The sequence below is a fragment of the Streptomyces sp. NPDC048643 genome, assembly GCF_040650615.1.
Classification (GTDB): domain Bacteria; phylum Actinomycetota; class Actinomycetes; order Streptomycetales; family Streptomycetaceae; genus Streptomyces.
Genome location: NZ_JBEZHO010000004.1, coordinates 285,246 through 299,208, shown reverse-complemented (window position 1 = coordinate 299,208; position 13,963 = coordinate 285,246). Strand labels below are relative to the sequence as shown.

The following is a 13,963-nucleotide window of genomic DNA, read 5'->3' as shown; positions in this document are numbered from 1 at the left end:
GGCCAGCATCGTTTGCAGGAGCTGTCGCCAGTCGTTACCGATCTCTGGAAGCGCAGGCGCGGCCCTGGGACACGGCACGGGCCCGCCGTTCGTGATCGAGGATCGACGCCTCCGGGGCGTCCGCGCGCGGCGTCAGCGCTCCGCGTGTTCGCGTACGCGGCGCCCGGGCGCCGCGGAGACGGACGCGGTCTCCCGCTGCGCCGGCACCTGTTCGCGGACAACGGGGGCGGCGGCGGACGGTGCCTGCTTGGGGAGCGGGACCGTCATGGCCACGAGCAGTCCGAGAGCGAGCGCCGAGAGGGTGATCAGCACGATCCCCAGACTCGAACTCGTCTGTGACAGCAGCAGCATGGCGAGAGTGGAGAAGATCACGGTGCAGGAACCGTAGGCAAGCTGTGCGGCGGTCGGACGAGGCATGGCAATCGTGTCCTCGGATGGAGTGCCTCCCCCCGGGTGCCTCTCGCGACGGGGGAGGGTGCGGACAGGAATCGGGGGTGGGACAACGGTGTCGACTTGGCTTTCCGCCGACTTCCCGACGCTCCGCCAATCGACTCTAATCGCCTGCATGCCCGACAGGAACGACCGGTAAGCGTGACCTTACCCACGGTGCCGGTGCACAGGGGGCGCACGGAGTCATCACGTCCACCAAGTGGACATCTCGGCGCGCCGGTTGCGGGTGTGTGAGCGCGTCCGGATAGCGAACGACGGCTCCGCATAATGCACTTGCCAGGTTCAAGTCAAGATCTGTTTTTTCTTTGGTAACTCCGGTCAAATGTCGTCACTTGAATCGCGTTGCGCGCGCGGACCTCCATGACCCGGAACCCCCTCCGCGTGAACGGGCGCGGGGGAGGACATCAAGTGACCAACAGACCATGGACGTTCAGAGCAGCAGCGGTGGGCGTCGCCCTCGCGGCGGCTACCGCCACGTTCTCTACGTTTGCCGTGGCGGAGGCCGACTCGGCCGCCAAGTCACCGGTCGTGGATCGCCACGACCCGCAGCCGGCCAAGAACACGGTCGACCACGACCTGGACGGCCCGCTGAGCAAGACGCAGAACGCTCAGCGCCAGGAGGCGCTGAACCAGGTCATATCCGGCGACGCCTCGGTCAAGGACCGTAACGGCTCGAAGGTCGTGCAGCTCAAGAGCAAGAAGGGCTCCAGCAAGTACGTCGAGCTGGGCCGCGAGAAGACCGACAAGATCTTCACGATCCTGGTGGAGTTCGGCGACAAGGTCGACAGCAGCGCCGGTGGCACGGCCGGCCCGCTGCACAACAAGATAGCCAAGCCGGACCGCAAGAAGGACAACAGCACGGCCTGGCAGGCGGACTACAACCAGAAGCACTTCCAGGACCTCTACTTCGGCACCGGCAAGAAGACCGAGTCGATGAAGAAGTTCTACGAGCAGCAGTCCTCGGGCCGCTACTCGGTGGACGGCAAGGTCGCCGACTGGGTCAAGGTCCCGTACAACGAGGCCCGTTACGGCAACAACGCCTGCGGCTCCACCAACTGCCCGAGCGTGTGGAACGTCGTCAGCGACGGCGTCACCGCCTGGGTCGCCCAGCAGAAGAAGGCCGGCAAGACGGACGCGGCCATCAAGGCGGACCTGGCGCAGTTCGACCAGTGGGACCGCTACGACTACGACGGCGACGGCAACTTCAACGAGCCGGACGGCTACATCGACCACTTCCAGATCGTGCACGCCGGTGAGGACGAGTCCGCGGGTGGCGGCGTCCAGGGCACCGACGCGATCTGGGCCCACCGCTGGTACGCGTTCGGCACCGACGCGGGCGCCACGGGCCCGGGCAACAACAAGCTCGGCGGCGCGCAGATCGGCGACACCGGCATCTGGGTCGGCGACTACACCATCCAGCCGGAGAACGGCGGACTCGGCGTCTTCGCCCACGAGTACGGCCACGACCTCGGTCTGCCGGACCACTACGACACGGCCGGCGGCGACAACTCCACCGGCTTCTGGACCCTGATGTCCTCGGGTTCCTGGCTCGGCACCGGCAAGGACTCCATCGGTGACCTGCCGGGCGACTTCAACGCCTGGGACAAGCTGCAGCTCGGCTGGCTGAACTACGACACCGCCAAGGCCGGCAAGCAGTCCACCCACAAGCTGGGCATCGCCGAGTACAACACCTGGAACAAGCAGGCGCTCCTCGTCACCCTGCCGGAGAAGGAAGTGACGACCACGGTCGTCAACCCGGCGCAGGGCTCGACCCAGTGGTGGAGCGGCAGCGGCGACAACCTGAAGAACACGCTGACCCGGTCGGTGGACCTCACGGGCAAGTCGTCGGCGAAGCTGACCCTCGACGGCTGGTACGACATCGAGGCGAACTACGACTACCTCTACACCGAGGTCTCGACCGACGGCGGCGCCAACTGGACCGCTCTCGACGGCACGGTGGACGGCGCCGCGATCCCGCGTGACGGCAGCGACAAGCCCGCCCTCACCGGCACGATCGACGCCTACGCCAAGCTGTCGTACCCGCTCGACGCCTACGCGGGCAAGAAGATCGACGTGCGTTTCCGCTACCAGACGGACGGTGGCGTGGCCCAGAAGGGCTTCGCGGCCGACGAGATCAGCGTGACCGCGGACGGTTCGGCGCTCTTCTCGGACAACGCCGAGTCGGCGGACGCCGCGTGGACCGCGGCCGGCTTCTCCCGCATCGGCGCGTCGTTCACCAAGGACTACGCGCAGTACTACATCGCGGAGAACCGCCAGTACGTGTCGTACGACAAGACCCTCAAGGTCGGCCCGTACAACTTCGGCTTCTCGACGACCCGTCCGGACTGGGTGGAGCACTACCCGTACCAGAACGGCCTGTTGATCTGGAAGTGGGACACCTCGCAGGCGGACAACAACACCAGCCAGCACCCCGGTGTCGGTCTCGCGCTCCCGATCGACTCGCACCCGAAGGCCCTGTGGTGGTCCAACGGCACGCTGCAGCGCAACCGTGTCCAGGCCTACGACTCGCCCTTCAGCCTGTACCGCACGGACGGCATCACGCTGCACAACGCGGACGTCGCGACGAAGATCCCGTCGTCGAAGGGCGTCTCGGTCTTCAACGACCACACGAGTGACTACTACGACAACCGGAACCCCACCGGTGGCGTCAAGGTCACTGACACCAACACCAAGATCGAGATCGTCAAGGAGGCCAAGGACGGCTCGACGATCTCCCTCAAGGTCGGTCCCGCGGTGAAGTAGTCAGTATTTCCGCAGGTCAGAAGCGTATCGGCGGCAACCCCCTGGCGGGTTGCCGCCGATCGTGTTTAGGTGCGTCCTGTGCCTGGCTTATTGACACCGAATCGCACGGGGGTGTGACCGCATGGCCGCAGGAGGCTTCTGCAAGTTGCCGAACGGCAGCGTCGTGGTGGCGCTGAACCTGCCCAGTCCGGCAGGTTCCGGCAGCGGCTGTGTCCGGTTCCTCGTCGTCGCCCAGAACCGCGCCCGCGCCCTGACGCGGCTGCGGAATCTCGGCCTGCGCACCGTCTACCTGCGGGGCAACGCGGCTCCGCCCACGCCCGACGAGATCACCGCCGTCCTGCACCATCCGGACGGGCTGATATGGCGGACGGCGCCCGACAGCACCGTCCCCGAGCTGACCCAGGAGCTGTGGCACCCGATCAGAGCCCTGCTCAGACGCCCGGCACCCCAGCCGTGACCGTCGCGGACGTCACGGGGTGTCACTCCGTGTACCGGGCCGTGTGCCGTTCGTGCGTCGCCCCGCCCGGGGCCGCTCCCGTCAGACCACGGGCTTGCCCGTGAGCTCCACGCCGGCGGCGCGCAGCTCCTCCAGCGCGCGGTCCGTCGTCTCCTTCGCGACCCCGGCCGTCAGGTCGAGCAGCACGGTCGTGCGGAACCCCTCGCGGGCCGCGTCCAGGGCGGTCGCCCGCACACAGTGGTCGGTCGCGATGCCGACCACGTCGACCTCGCCGATCCCGTGGGCGCGCAGCCAGTCCGCCAGCCCGGTCCCGTTCTCGTCGGCCCCCTCGAAGCCGCTGTACGCGGCCGCGTAGGCACCCTTGTCGAACACGGCGTCGATCGCGCCGGAGGCGACCGCCGGAGCGAAGTTCGGGTGGAAGCCGACGCCCTCCGTGCCGGCCACGCAGTGCGCGGGCCAGGAGTGCACGTAGTCGGGGTTGTCGGCGAAGTGGCCGCCGGGGGCGATGTGCGCGTCACGGGTGGCGACCACGTGCCGGTAGCCGGCGGGCGCCTGCCCGATCAGCTCCGTGACGGCGGCCGCCACGTCGGCGCCCCCGGACACCGCGAGACTGCCTCCCTCGCAGAAGTCGTTCTGCACGTCTACGACGATCAAGGCGCGGCGCATGGGCGGTGTCCTTCGGCTATGGGGTCGGCGAACGTCGGCGAACTGGGAGTGCGGGCCCGGCCGTTGAACTTCCGAGCCTAGAGACTTCGAGGGCGGTGCGGGAGGGGCTGTCCGGCAGACATCCCGGGCGGGCGAGGGGCTGTACGGCGTCCGCGTGCCCGGCCGGGCACGCTGGCCGTTGCATTCCCGCTCACCGGAGGTTCATGCGCGGCGCCCCACGCACCCCGCCCGCCTCCCGGACCTCAGAGGTATTCGGTGGGCAGCACCGGCTCGCCCCGCGACAGCTGCGTCGCCGACAGCGGCAGCCGCCCCCGGACCGCGGCGTGCCGGTCGCGGACGACGTCGAGCGGTTCACGGGCCAGGACCTGCCCGCCCTTGATCAGCTCCACCAGGAGCTGCTGGTCGGCCAGCTCGGCGGGGACCGGCCCGGTGCCGATGACCTCGGCCTCGGCGACCCCGTGCTCGTCCAGCCGCCGCGCGGCCCACTTGCGTCCGCCGATCGACGTCTTGCCACCCGAGGACTTCTTGGCCACCGGCACGAGCGGCGCCTTCGGGTCGGCCGACTCGGCGCGGGCGACCAGTTTGTAGACCATCGAGCAGGTGGGGTGGCCGGAACCCGTCACCAGCTGGGTGCCGACGCCGTACGCGTCCACGGGTGCCGCGGCCAGCGAGGCGATCGCGTACTCGTCCAGGTCGGAGGTCACGACGATCTTGGTGTCCCGCGCGCCCAGCTCGTCCAGCTGCTCGCGCACCCGGTGGGCGACGAGCAGCAGGTCACCGGAGTCGATGCGGACCGCGCCCAGCTCGGTCCCGGCGATCTCGACGGCCGTCCGGACGGCCTCGGCGACGTCGTAGGTGTCGACCAGCAGGGTGGTGCCCCGGCCCAGCGAGTCCACCTGGGCCTGGAAGGCGTCCCGCTCGGTGTCGTGGAGCAGGGTGAAGGCGTGGGCCGAGGTGCCGACCGTCGGGATGCCGTACCGGAAGCCGGCGGCCAGGTCGGACGTGGTGGCGAAGCCGCCGACGTACGCGGCGCGCGAGGCGGCGACCGCCGCCAGTTCGTGGGTGCGCCGGGCACCCATCTCGATCAGCGGCCGGTCGCCCGCGGCGGAGGCCATCCGGGAGGCGGCCGCGGCGATCGCGGAGTCGTGGTTGAGGATCGAGAGGATCACCGTCTCCAGGAGCACGCACTCCGCGAAGCTGCCCTCGACCCGCAGGATCGGCGACCCGGGGAAGTACACCTCGCCCTCGGGGTAGCCCCAGACGTCCCCGCCGAAGCGGTACGAGGAGAGCCACTCCAGGGTCGGCTCGTCCACGATCCCGCGCTCGCCGAGGAAGGCGAGGACGTCCGCGTCGAACCGGAAGTTCTCGACGGCGTCGAGGACCCGTCCGGTGCCCGCGACGACCCCGTAGCGCCGCCCCTCGGGCAGCCGCCGTGTGAAGGCCTCGAAGACGGACCGCCGCTCGGCGGTCCCGGCCGCGAGGGCGGCCTGCAACATCGTCAGCTCGTACTGGTCGGTGAAGAGTGCCGTCGACGGAACATCCACCGGCAGCCCAAGGTCCGCTGTGTTCATGGCAGGGATCGTACCCCCATCTCGTCACTTTGACGATTTCCGGGGTGTCTCCGGTTCCCCGGGGGGAGTCGCGCCCCTTTTCGCGGGCTCGTTTGTGCGGGTGACCCCCTCTGGTGGCAGCATGGGCGCTGTGACGGCTCCCGCACCTCTAGAGATCGAGAAGACCGAGTCGGCGGAGGAGGTCTTCGCCGTACCCGAGCCGGACGTCCCCTGGATCACGATCGTCCACAACGACCCGGTCAACCTCATGAGCTATGTGACGTATGTCTTCCAGACGTACTTCGGCTACTCCAAGGACAAGGCCACCAAGCTGATGATGGACGTCCACCACAAGGGCCGGGCGGTCGTCTCCAGCGGCTCGCGCGAGGAGATGGAGCGCGACGTGCAGGCCATGCACGGCTACGGTCTGTGGGCCACCCTTCAGCAGGACCGGAAGTAACCGGATCTCCTCAGCGGGGCCGGAAGCACCCGGCCCCCTCAGCAGGACCGGAAGCAGCCGGACCTCTGTCCACCGACCGCCCGCAGGACCGGAAGCAGCGAACCCACTCCATGCCTGGACACTTCGAACCGCTCCCCGGCGGCGGCGCGGCCGTCGCCCTCGACGAGGTCGAGATCTCCATCATCCGCTCCCTCGCCGTCCAGCTCCTGGAGCTCATCGGTCCCGGCCCGGCGGAGAACGCACCGGACGACCCGCTCGCCGAGCTGTTCGCGGAGGGCCCGAGCGAACCGCCCAGCGACCCGGTGCTCCAGCGTCTCTTCCCGGACGCGTACAGCGGCCCCGGCGTCGAGGCGGCCTCCGCCGAGCAGGCCGAGGAGCAGCGCGCCCACTCCTCGGAGTTCCGCCGCTTCACCGAGAACGACCTGCGCGCCGGCAAGCGCGAGAACGCCCTCGCCGTGATCCGCTCGCTGGACGGTCTGACGCCCGGCGACGGGGGAGCGGTCCTCAAGCTGGACGCCGCCCAGTCCGAGCAGTGGCTGCGCGCGCTCAACGACCTGCGGCTCGCGATCGGCTCCCGGCTCGACGTCGTCGACGAGGAGGACACCGACCTCCTCTACCGGCTCCCGGACGAGGACCCGCGCAAGCCGATGGTGATGGCGTACCTCTGGCTCGGCGGTCTCCAGGAGACGCTGGTTGCCACCCTGATGCCCTGAGCCCTTATGCCCCGACCTGTCAGGACATAACACCTCTGGTGTTCGCTCAACGGACGCTCAAATCCGGATAACGATCGCGTCACCACCACCGCGCCCTATGAGGCGCGGTTCGACGTTTTGTCCGGTTCTTCCTGTGGTCTGCGCAACAGGACCCTCGATCGTTCAACATTGCGGCCGTGATAAATCTTCACGACCGCCCGGCGGGACACCACCCACGTCCCGCCGGGTGCGCCACCGAGCCGGCGGACCGCCGGCCAGGCACAGCTCCACGTATCCGGGGGGATCGGAAACCGATCCGTAGCCAAGGGACTGGCACGGATCGGCATGGAGAAAGGCGCACCACACATGACCTCATCGCAGGTCGACAAGCAGTACGACGGCAGTGAGGCCGTGGGCGGCGACGCCCCCGAAGAGGGGTACGAGCGCGGGCTCGGCAGCCGTCAGGTCCAGATGATCGCGATCGGCGGCGCCATCGGCGTCGGCCTCTTCCTGGGAGCCGGGGCGAACATCGCCAAGGCCGGCCCCAGCCTGATCGTGATGTACGCCCTCGCGGGCGTGATCATCTTCTTCATCATGCGGGCGCTCGGCGAGCTCCTGCTCTACCGCCCGGTCTCGGGTTCCTTCGCGGAGTACTCCCGCGAGTTCCTCGGCCCGTTCTTCGGCTACTTCACCGGCTGGACGTACTGGCTGATGTGGGTGGTGACCGGCATGGCCGAGCTCACGGCCGCCGCGATCTACGTCCACTACTGGTTCCCGGACATCCCGCAATGGGTGACGGCCCTCGTCTTCCTGGTCGTCCTGTTCGTCGCGAACCTCATCTCGGTGAAGCTCTTCGGCGAGATCGAGTTCTGGTTCTCGATGGTCAAGGTCACCGCGCTGATCGGCATGATCGTGATCGGCCTCGGCGTCCTCACCTTCGGCTTCAGCTCCGCCGGTGACACCGCCTCCGTCGCCAACCTCTGGCAGTTCGACGGCTTCTTCCCCAAGGGCATCGGCTCGTCCCTGATGACCCTCCAGGGCGTCATGTTCGCCTACCTCGCCGTCGAGCTCGTCGGCGTCACGGCGGGCGAGTCCGAGGACCCCGAGAAGACCCTCCCCAAGGCCATCAACACCCTGCCCTGGCGCATCGCCCTCTTCTACGTCGGCGCCCTCACGGTCATCCTCTGCGTCGTGAAGTGGACGGAGTTCGCACCGGGGGTGAGCCCGTTCGTCGAGGCCTTCGCCAAGATCGGCATCCCGGCCGGCGCCGGCATCGTCAACTTCGTCGTCCTCACCGCGGCCCTCTCCTCCTGCAACTCGGGCATGTACTCGACGGGCCGCATGCTGCGCAACCTCGCGGACAGCGGCGAGGCCCCGAGGATCTTCAGCAAGCTGTCGTCCACCAAGACGCCCGCCTTCGGCATCACCATCTCCGTGCTCTTCATGGGCATCGGCGTGGTGCTGAACTACGTCGTCCCCGAGAAGGCCTTCGGCTACGTCACCTCGGTGGCCACCGCGGCCGGCATCTGGACCTGGCTGATGATCCTGATCAGCCACATCCTCTACCGCCGCGCCGTCGACGCGGGCCGCCTGCCGGCCTCGTCCTTCCCGGCCCCCGGCGGCGCCAAGTGCAGCTACGTCGCGGTCGCGTTCCTGCTGTTCGTCACCGGCCTCATCGCCTACGACGCCGACTCCCGTGTCTGCCTCTACGTGATGGCCGTCTGGGCCGCCGCCCTCGCCATCGGCTGGGCGGTCCTCAAGGCCCGCAACCCGCAGATCACGCAGCGCCGCGAGCCGGAGCTCGAAAAGGTCGGCTGACCTGGGGAAACCGTCGCCGGTCCGGCGGGAAGAGCCCGCTCGGGCCGGCGTCACGGACCACCCGACGGTTCACCATGTGGGCCGCTCCGTACCACCCCTCGGTACGGAGCGGCCCTTCTGCTTATCCTGGCCAGCATGCTGACCATCACCCAGGCCCTGTTCGACCAGATCGTCGCGCACGCGCGCCAGGACCACCCCGACGAGGCGTGCGGCGTCGTCGCGGGACCGGCGGGAACCGACCGCCCCGAGCGGTTCATCCCGATGCTCAACGCGGCCCGCTCGCCCACGTTCTACGAGTTCGACTCCGGCGACCTGCTCAAGCTGTACCGCGAGATGGACGACCGCGACGAGGAGCCCGTCGTCATCTACCACTCGCACACCGCGACCGAGGCCTACCCCTCCCGCACCGACCTCTCCTACGCCAACGAGCCCGGCGCGCACTACGTCCTGGTCTCCACGGCCGACACGGACGCCGCGGGCCCCTTCCAGTTCCGCTCGTACCGGATCGTGGAGGGCGAGGTCACGGAGGAGGAGGTCAAGGTCGTGGAAGCCTACTGATCTCATCCATCGGTCAAAAAACGTCCGGAATGCGAGATCACACTCCGGGACCCGTACCGGGAATCGATACGATGAGCCCATGGTTTTCCACGACGTGAGCGACAAGACGCCGGGCGCCCTGCTCGTGGCGCGGCTGCACGTCGACCTGTGCAGGCTGCAGAGCGCCATCTGTACGCGCTGACCTGCCGTCGCCGTACGGCCGAGAGCCGCGGCACCGCACCCCCCGCACCACCTGCACCGCCCGCGCCGCCGCGCGTCTTCCGACCTGACTTTCCTTCCGACAGGAGCCCGCAGACATGGCCATCGAGGTCCGCATCCCCACCATCCTCCGCACCTACACGAACGGCGAGAAGGCCGTCGAGGGCGGCGGGGCGACCCTTGCCGAGCTCTTCGTCGACCTCGACACCCGTCATGCGGGCATCCGGGCCCGGATCGTGGACGGCGACGAACTGCGCCGCTTCGTCAACGTCTACCTGAACGACGAGGACGTCCGCTTCCTCGACGGCATCAACACCAAGCTGACCGACGGCGACAGCGTCACCATCCTGCCGGCCGTCGCCGGCGGCATGGCCTGATCGGCCGCTGGTCCCCGATGCGCTACGACTCCCCGCTCGCCGCGGTGGGCAACACCCCTCTGGTGCGCCTGCCGCGGCTGTCGCCGTCCGAGGACGTCCGGATCTGGGCGAAGCTGGAGGACCGCAACCCGACGGGCTCGGTCAAGGACCGGCCCGCCCTGCACATGATCGAACAGGCGGAGAAGGACGGCCGCCTGACACCGGGCTGCACGATCCTGGAGCCGACCAGCGGCAACACCGGCATCTCGCTCGCCATGGCGGCCAAGCTCAAGGGCTACCGCATGGTCTGCGTGATGCCCGAGAACACCTCGCAGGAACGCCGTGAACTGCTCGGCATGTGGGGCGCCGAGATCATCCCCAGCCCGGCCGCGGGCGGTTCCAACACCGCCGTACGGGTCGCCAAGGAACTGGCGCGGCAGCACCCCGACTGGGTGATGCTCTACCAGTACGGCAACCCGGACAACGCCGGCGCGCACTACGCCACCACCGGCCCGGAGATCCTCGCCGACCTCCCGTCCGTCACCCACTTCGTCGCGGGCCTCGGCACCACGGGCACCCTCATGGGCGTCGGCCGCTTCCTGCGCGAGAACAAGCCGGACGTCAAGATCGTCGCAGCGGAGCCCCGCTACGACGACGTGGTCTACGGCCTGCGCAACCTGGACGAGGGCTTCGTGCCCGAGCTGTACGACGCCTCCGTCCTCACCACCCGCTTCTCCGTCGGCTCGGCGGACGCGGTCACCCGCACCCGGGAGCTCCTCCAGCAGGAGGGCATCTTCGCGGGCGTCTCCACCGGCGCCGCGCTGCACGCCGCGATCGGCGTCGGCGCCAAGGCCGTCAAGGCCGGCGAGTCCGCCGACATCGTCTTCGTGGTCGCCGACGGCGGCTGGAAGTACCTGTCGACGGGCGTCTACACGGCGGCGACGACGGAAGAGGCGATCGAGACACTGCAGGGCCAGCTCTGGGCGTAGCCCGGACGGCGAGACCGCCCGCACAGCCTGAAACGCCGGAGGGCGTGGAGACCGGAAACCCGGTCTCCACGCCCTCCGGCGTTTCGACGCTCGTGCCTCGTGCCTCGTGTTCATGCTCGTGGAGGCTCCTCGGAGGAGGCCCGCCGGCGCTCGTGCCACGGCCTCCCGGCCGCCCGGCGCTCTCAACCCGCCAGGTTCCGCACCTGGTCCCACAGCGCCGGATCGACCACGCCGACCCGGCGCCGGAAGTCACGCACCGGCACCTCGCGCAGCTCGTCCGTCTCCAGATAGCTCGGCCGCCCCTGCGCGTCCCCCACGGCACCCGGGGGCAGCGGGATCACACCGGGCCGCTCGTCGTGGTGCTTGCTGGTGATCTTGGCGACGGTCACCCGCTTCCCGCGCACCGTCAGCACCAGACACGGCCGGTCCTTGGCCCCCGGCCCGTCCTCGTAGGGCACGTTCGCCCACCAGATCTCCGCCGCCTTGGGCAGCGGTCCGCCGCGGAGCTTCGCACCCCGGCGGGGACCCGTGGGCCGCCCCGGGGGACGCTTCCGCCCGGCCGGCCGGCGCCCGCGGCGCCCCCAGCCGTCCACCACCGCCGCGACCAGTGCGAGCAGTACCACCGCGGCCGATGCGAGCCACCAGGACGTGTCCATACCGAAGAAGGTACCGGCGCGCATCTGCCCACGCCCGCCCGGTACGGACCCCGGTTGACCCAAGGTCCATCCGAACCGGTGACACCACAGGTGAGTTCGCCCACAACAGCCCCTGGCGGAGGAGCGACCGGCCCTGACGCGCCTTACGCTCGACGGACCGCACGACTCCCGTTCCCGTATCCGCAACCCGAGTACCTGCGCCCCCCACCTACTCTCTGCACAACCTGCCAGCGCGGAGGTTCCAGCTCTTATGAAGCTCACCGTCGTCGGCTGCTCGGGGTCGTTCCCGTCCGCGGAATCGGCCTGTTCGAGCTACCTCGTAGAGGCCGACGGCTTCCGGCTGCTCCTCGACATGGGCAACGGTGCCCTGGGCGAGCTGCAGCGCCACTGCGGTCTCTACGACCTCGACGCGATCTTCCTCAGCCATCTGCACGCCGACCACTGCATCGACATGTGCGCGTACTTCGTCGCGCGTTACTACCGTCACGACGGCGGCCGCTGCGACCCGATCCCCGTCTACGGACCCGAGGGCACGGAAGAGCGTCTGACCACGGCCTACGCCGACACGCCGTCCGCCTCCTCGATGAGCGAGGTCTTCGACTTCCACACCGTCAAGCCGAGCACGTTCGAGCTCGGCCCGTTCACCGTGCACACGGAGCGGGTGCGCCACCCCGTGGAGGCGTACGGGATCCGGCTGGAGCACGGCGGACGGTCGCTGACGTACTCCGGGGACACCGGGCCGACCGAGGTGCTGGACGAACTCGCCCGCGACACCGACCTGTTCCTGTGCGAGGCGGCGTTCACCCACGGCAAGGAGGAGATCCCCGACCTCCACCTCAACGGCCGCCAGGCAGGCGAGTCCGCCACCCGAGCCGCCGCCCGCCGCCTCGTCCTCACCCACATCCCCCCGTGGACGAACCCCCAGACGAACCTCGACGACGCCCGCACGGCGTACGAGGGTCCCTTGGAACTGGCGGTGCCTCGGGTGACGTACGAGGTCTGAGGTCCCGAGGTCCCTACTGCCCGGTTCCGCCCTGCGGGCCGGGCAGTACGCGGCCCAGCATCGCGAAGTCCTCGGTCACGCTCTGCCCGGCGCCTCGGGCGACCGCCTTGCCGTAGGCCGGTTCGACCGCCTCGTAACGCCCGCTGGAGAGCGCGAGCGTCGCCTGGAGTTCGAAGAGCCGGGCCATCAAGTGCCGGTTGCCCGGTTCCTCGTGTCGCTCGACGGCGCTGATGCCGTCGACGAGAGAGGACAGGCGTCCGAGCAGTCGGCTCGACTCCAGCACGGTGCGGTAATACGTCGCCTCCACGGGGCGCCCCGCACCGGCGAGCAGCGCGCTGTACGTGCGGATCTCCTCGGCTCCGCCGAACCGGACCGCCAGTTCGCACAGCAGGGCCCACGCATCCACCGTGCGCTCCGACCGGTAGTCCGGCCCGACGCCGGGCTCGGCCCCCTCGAAGGCGCTCTCGATCCGGCCGAAGGCCGCCATCAGGTCCTGCCGGGACGTGGTCCGGTAGTCCAGGGTGTCCCGGACCTCGTAGAAGACCCACTTGGGATGGCCTGGTTCCTCGGCCGCGGCCAGGCGGCACAGCCTGCCGTACCGGTCGCGCTTCCCGCGGGCCTCGACCACCTCCGGCAGGTAGCCCGAGTGGTCGAGCCGCGCGTCGACGCCGATGCGCGCCGGGCTGTTCCCGGAGGCGTCGTAGGGGTGCTCGTGGACGCGGCCGCGGAAGCGGAGGGTGCTGCCGGAGCGCAGAGCGCGCTGCGTGTTGGTGTAGGTCGGGCCGTCGATGTCGGCGATGGACGGCGAGACGACGAAGTCCGTCTCGGGCAGCAGGTGGTCCAGGACACCGAGCGCCCGCCGGATGCGGCCCGCGTGTTCGGCGGCGAGGACCTCGTCCGCGTCGACGTGCAGGATCCAGCCCTCGGTGACGTGGCCGAAGGCGAGGTTGCGGTGGTGCGCGAAGTCGTCGGCCCAGGTCGTGCTCAGCACGCGTACGTCGGGCCGGGCCTCGCGGGCGCGCTCCAGCGTCGCGTCGGTGGATCCGGAGTCGATGAGCAGGCAGTGGTCGGTGTCGTGGGCGAGGGCGCCGAGCGTGCCCGCGATGCGGTCCTCCTCGTCACGGCTGAGGACGACGACGGTGACGGCAGCAGGCCGGGTCCCTTCGTACGAAGCCGCCAGCAGCGCGGGATCCGACGAGGCCAGCTGGGTCTCCGCGAGGTCCAGGGACACCGTGGTGATCAGGGCCAGGTCGTCGGCGAGCCGGGACGCGGGGAGTCCGCCGTCCGTGCGGACGAGATCGAGCAGCTGCGCGAACTTCATCGGAGGGTGATGCCTTTCCCGTGGGT

Annotated in this window: 15 protein-coding genes; 10 read left to right on the top strand and 5 right to left on the bottom strand. The window is 69.5% G+C overall.

The window, feature by feature from the left end; genetic code table 11:
- Positions 1-132: 132 nt before the first annotated feature.
- Positions 133-417 carry a hypothetical protein gene (locus tag AB0C62_RS06660; protein ID WP_081217516.1) on the bottom strand — a complete coding sequence of 95 codons (285 nt, stop codon included), beginning with the start codon at positions 415-417 and terminating at the stop codon, positions 133-135.
- A 441-nt stretch (positions 418-858) separates the two neighbouring features.
- On the opposite strand from AB0C62_RS06660, the gene AB0C62_RS06655 reads away from it, so the two are divergent.
- Together AB0C62_RS06655 and AB0C62_RS06650 are read left to right on the top strand one after the other, a co-directional pair.
- Positions 859-3,213: an immune inhibitor A domain-containing protein gene (locus AB0C62_RS06655; protein ID WP_362970175.1), complete on the top strand. Its 2,355-nt coding sequence runs from the start codon at positions 859-861 to the stop codon at positions 3,211-3,213.
- Between the two features lie 121 nt (positions 3,214-3,334).
- Positions 3,335-3,670 carry a hypothetical protein gene (locus AB0C62_RS06650; RefSeq protein WP_266614093.1) on the top strand — a complete coding sequence of 112 codons (336 nt, stop codon included), beginning with the start codon at positions 3,335-3,337 and terminating at the stop codon, positions 3,668-3,670.
- 81 nt (positions 3,671-3,751) lie between these two features.
- Here AB0C62_RS06650 and AB0C62_RS06645 read toward each other — a convergent pair whose 3' ends face one another.
- Both AB0C62_RS06645 and AB0C62_RS06640 read right to left on the bottom strand, forming a co-directional pair.
- On the bottom strand, positions 3,752-4,336 hold the full coding sequence (locus AB0C62_RS06645) for a nicotinamidase (RefSeq protein ID WP_362970173.1): 585 nt from the start codon (positions 4,334-4,336) through the stop codon (positions 3,752-3,754).
- A 242-nt stretch (positions 4,337-4,578) separates the two neighbouring features.
- Positions 4,579-5,907 carry a nicotinate phosphoribosyltransferase gene (locus tag AB0C62_RS06640; protein WP_362970171.1) on the bottom strand — a complete coding sequence of 443 codons (1,329 nt, stop codon included), beginning with the start codon at positions 5,905-5,907 and terminating at the stop codon, positions 4,579-4,581.
- A 121-nt stretch (positions 5,908-6,028) separates the two neighbouring features.
- Here AB0C62_RS06640 and clpS point away from each other — a divergent pair, with 121 nt between their 5' ends.
- The 7 genes from clpS (at position 6,029) to AB0C62_RS06605 (ending at position 10,957) form a co-directional block, all read left to right on the top strand.
- Positions 6,029-6,346, top strand: coding sequence for an ATP-dependent Clp protease adapter ClpS (gene clpS / locus AB0C62_RS06635; protein ID WP_362970169.1), 318 nt, complete (start codon positions 6,029-6,031; stop codon positions 6,344-6,346).
- 110 nt (positions 6,347-6,456) lie between these two features.
- The gene (locus AB0C62_RS06630) at positions 6,457-7,059 is read left to right on the top strand and encodes a DUF2017 domain-containing protein (RefSeq protein ID WP_362970167.1); all 603 of its coding nucleotides are present in this window, start codon (positions 6,457-6,459) and stop codon (positions 7,057-7,059) included.
- 345 nt (positions 7,060-7,404) lie between these two features.
- Positions 7,405-8,856 carry an amino acid permease gene (locus AB0C62_RS06625; protein ID WP_362970165.1) on the top strand — a complete coding sequence of 484 codons (1,452 nt, stop codon included), beginning with the start codon at positions 7,405-7,407 and terminating at the stop codon, positions 8,854-8,856.
- 135 nt (positions 8,857-8,991) lie between these two features.
- Positions 8,992-9,414, top strand: coding sequence for a M67 family metallopeptidase (locus AB0C62_RS06620; protein ID WP_081217508.1), 423 nt, complete (start codon positions 8,992-8,994; stop codon positions 9,412-9,414).
- A gap of 79 nt (positions 9,415-9,493) precedes the next feature.
- Positions 9,494-9,595: a putative leader peptide gene (locus AB0C62_RS06615; protein WP_323178196.1), complete on the top strand. Its 102-nt coding sequence runs from the start codon at positions 9,494-9,496 to the stop codon at positions 9,593-9,595.
- 115 nt (positions 9,596-9,710) lie between these two features.
- Positions 9,711-9,989, top strand: a complete 279-nt coding sequence (locus AB0C62_RS06610) for a MoaD/ThiS family protein (RefSeq protein ID WP_362970162.1) — start codon at positions 9,711-9,713, stop codon at positions 9,987-9,989.
- Positions 9,990-10,006: 17 nt separating this feature from the next.
- A complete protein-coding gene (locus tag AB0C62_RS06605; RefSeq protein ID WP_362970160.1) occupies positions 10,007-10,957 on the top strand; it encodes a cysteine synthase in 951 nt (316 codons plus the stop codon).
- A 182-nt stretch (positions 10,958-11,139) separates the two neighbouring features.
- On the opposite strand, the gene AB0C62_RS06600 is transcribed toward AB0C62_RS06605, so the two are convergent.
- Entirely contained in the window at positions 11,140-11,613 is a 474-nt protein-coding gene (locus tag AB0C62_RS06600) for a type II toxin-antitoxin system PemK/MazF family toxin (RefSeq protein ID WP_362970158.1), read from the bottom strand.
- Between the two features lie 250 nt (positions 11,614-11,863).
- Between AB0C62_RS06600 and AB0C62_RS06595 the strand changes: the two genes are divergently transcribed.
- Positions 11,864-12,616 (top strand): MBL fold metallo-hydrolase, encoded by a 753-nt coding sequence (locus AB0C62_RS06595; RefSeq protein ID WP_362970156.1) that lies wholly within the window; start codon positions 11,864-11,866, stop codon positions 12,614-12,616.
- Positions 12,617-12,629: 13 nt separating this feature from the next.
- Here AB0C62_RS06595 and AB0C62_RS06590 read toward each other — a convergent pair whose 3' ends face one another.
- Positions 12,630-13,937 (bottom strand): glycosyltransferase, encoded by a 1,308-nt coding sequence (locus AB0C62_RS06590; protein WP_362970154.1) that lies wholly within the window; start codon positions 13,935-13,937, stop codon positions 12,630-12,632.
- Positions 13,938-13,963: the final 26 nt, after the last annotated feature.

Excerpts from the sequence above, each read along its gene's own strand:
- AB0C62_RS06590 (WP_362970154.1), bottom strand. The coding sequence starts at position 13,937 with ATGAAGTTCGCGCAGCTGCTCGATCTCGTCCGCACGGACGGCGGACTC.
- AB0C62_RS06640 (WP_362970171.1), bottom strand. The coding sequence starts at position 5,907 with ATGAACACAGCGGACCTTGGGCTGCCGGTGGATGTTCCGTCGACGGCA.
- AB0C62_RS06600 (WP_362970158.1), bottom strand. The coding sequence starts at position 11,613 with ATGGACACGTCCTGGTGGCTCGCATCGGCCGCGGTGGTACTGCTCGCA.
- AB0C62_RS06610 (WP_362970162.1), top strand. The coding sequence starts at position 9,711 with ATGGCCATCGAGGTCCGCATCCCCACCATCCTCCGCACCTACACGAAC.
- AB0C62_RS06645 (WP_362970173.1), bottom strand. The coding sequence starts at position 4,336 with ATGCGCCGCGCCTTGATCGTCGTAGACGTGCAGAACGACTTCTGCGAG.
- AB0C62_RS06605 (WP_362970160.1), top strand. The coding sequence starts at position 10,007 with ATGCGCTACGACTCCCCGCTCGCCGCGGTGGGCAACACCCCTCTGGTG.
- AB0C62_RS06625 (WP_362970165.1), top strand. The coding sequence starts at position 7,405 with ATGACCTCATCGCAGGTCGACAAGCAGTACGACGGCAGTGAGGCCGTG.
- AB0C62_RS06620 (WP_081217508.1), top strand. The coding sequence starts at position 8,992 with ATGCTGACCATCACCCAGGCCCTGTTCGACCAGATCGTCGCGCACGCG.
- AB0C62_RS06615 (WP_323178196.1), top strand. The coding sequence starts at position 9,494 with ATGGTTTTCCACGACGTGAGCGACAAGACGCCGGGCGCCCTGCTCGTG.
- AB0C62_RS06595 (WP_362970156.1), top strand. The coding sequence starts at position 11,864 with ATGAAGCTCACCGTCGTCGGCTGCTCGGGGTCGTTCCCGTCCGCGGAA.
- AB0C62_RS06660 (WP_081217516.1), bottom strand. The coding sequence starts at position 417 with ATGCCTCGTCCGACCGCCGCACAGCTTGCCTACGGTTCCTGCACCGTG.
- AB0C62_RS06630 (WP_362970167.1), top strand. The coding sequence starts at position 6,457 with ATGCCTGGACACTTCGAACCGCTCCCCGGCGGCGGCGCGGCCGTCGCC.
- AB0C62_RS06650 (WP_266614093.1), top strand. The coding sequence starts at position 3,335 with ATGGCCGCAGGAGGCTTCTGCAAGTTGCCGAACGGCAGCGTCGTGGTG.
- clpS (WP_362970169.1), top strand. The coding sequence starts at position 6,029 with ATGGGCGCTGTGACGGCTCCCGCACCTCTAGAGATCGAGAAGACCGAG.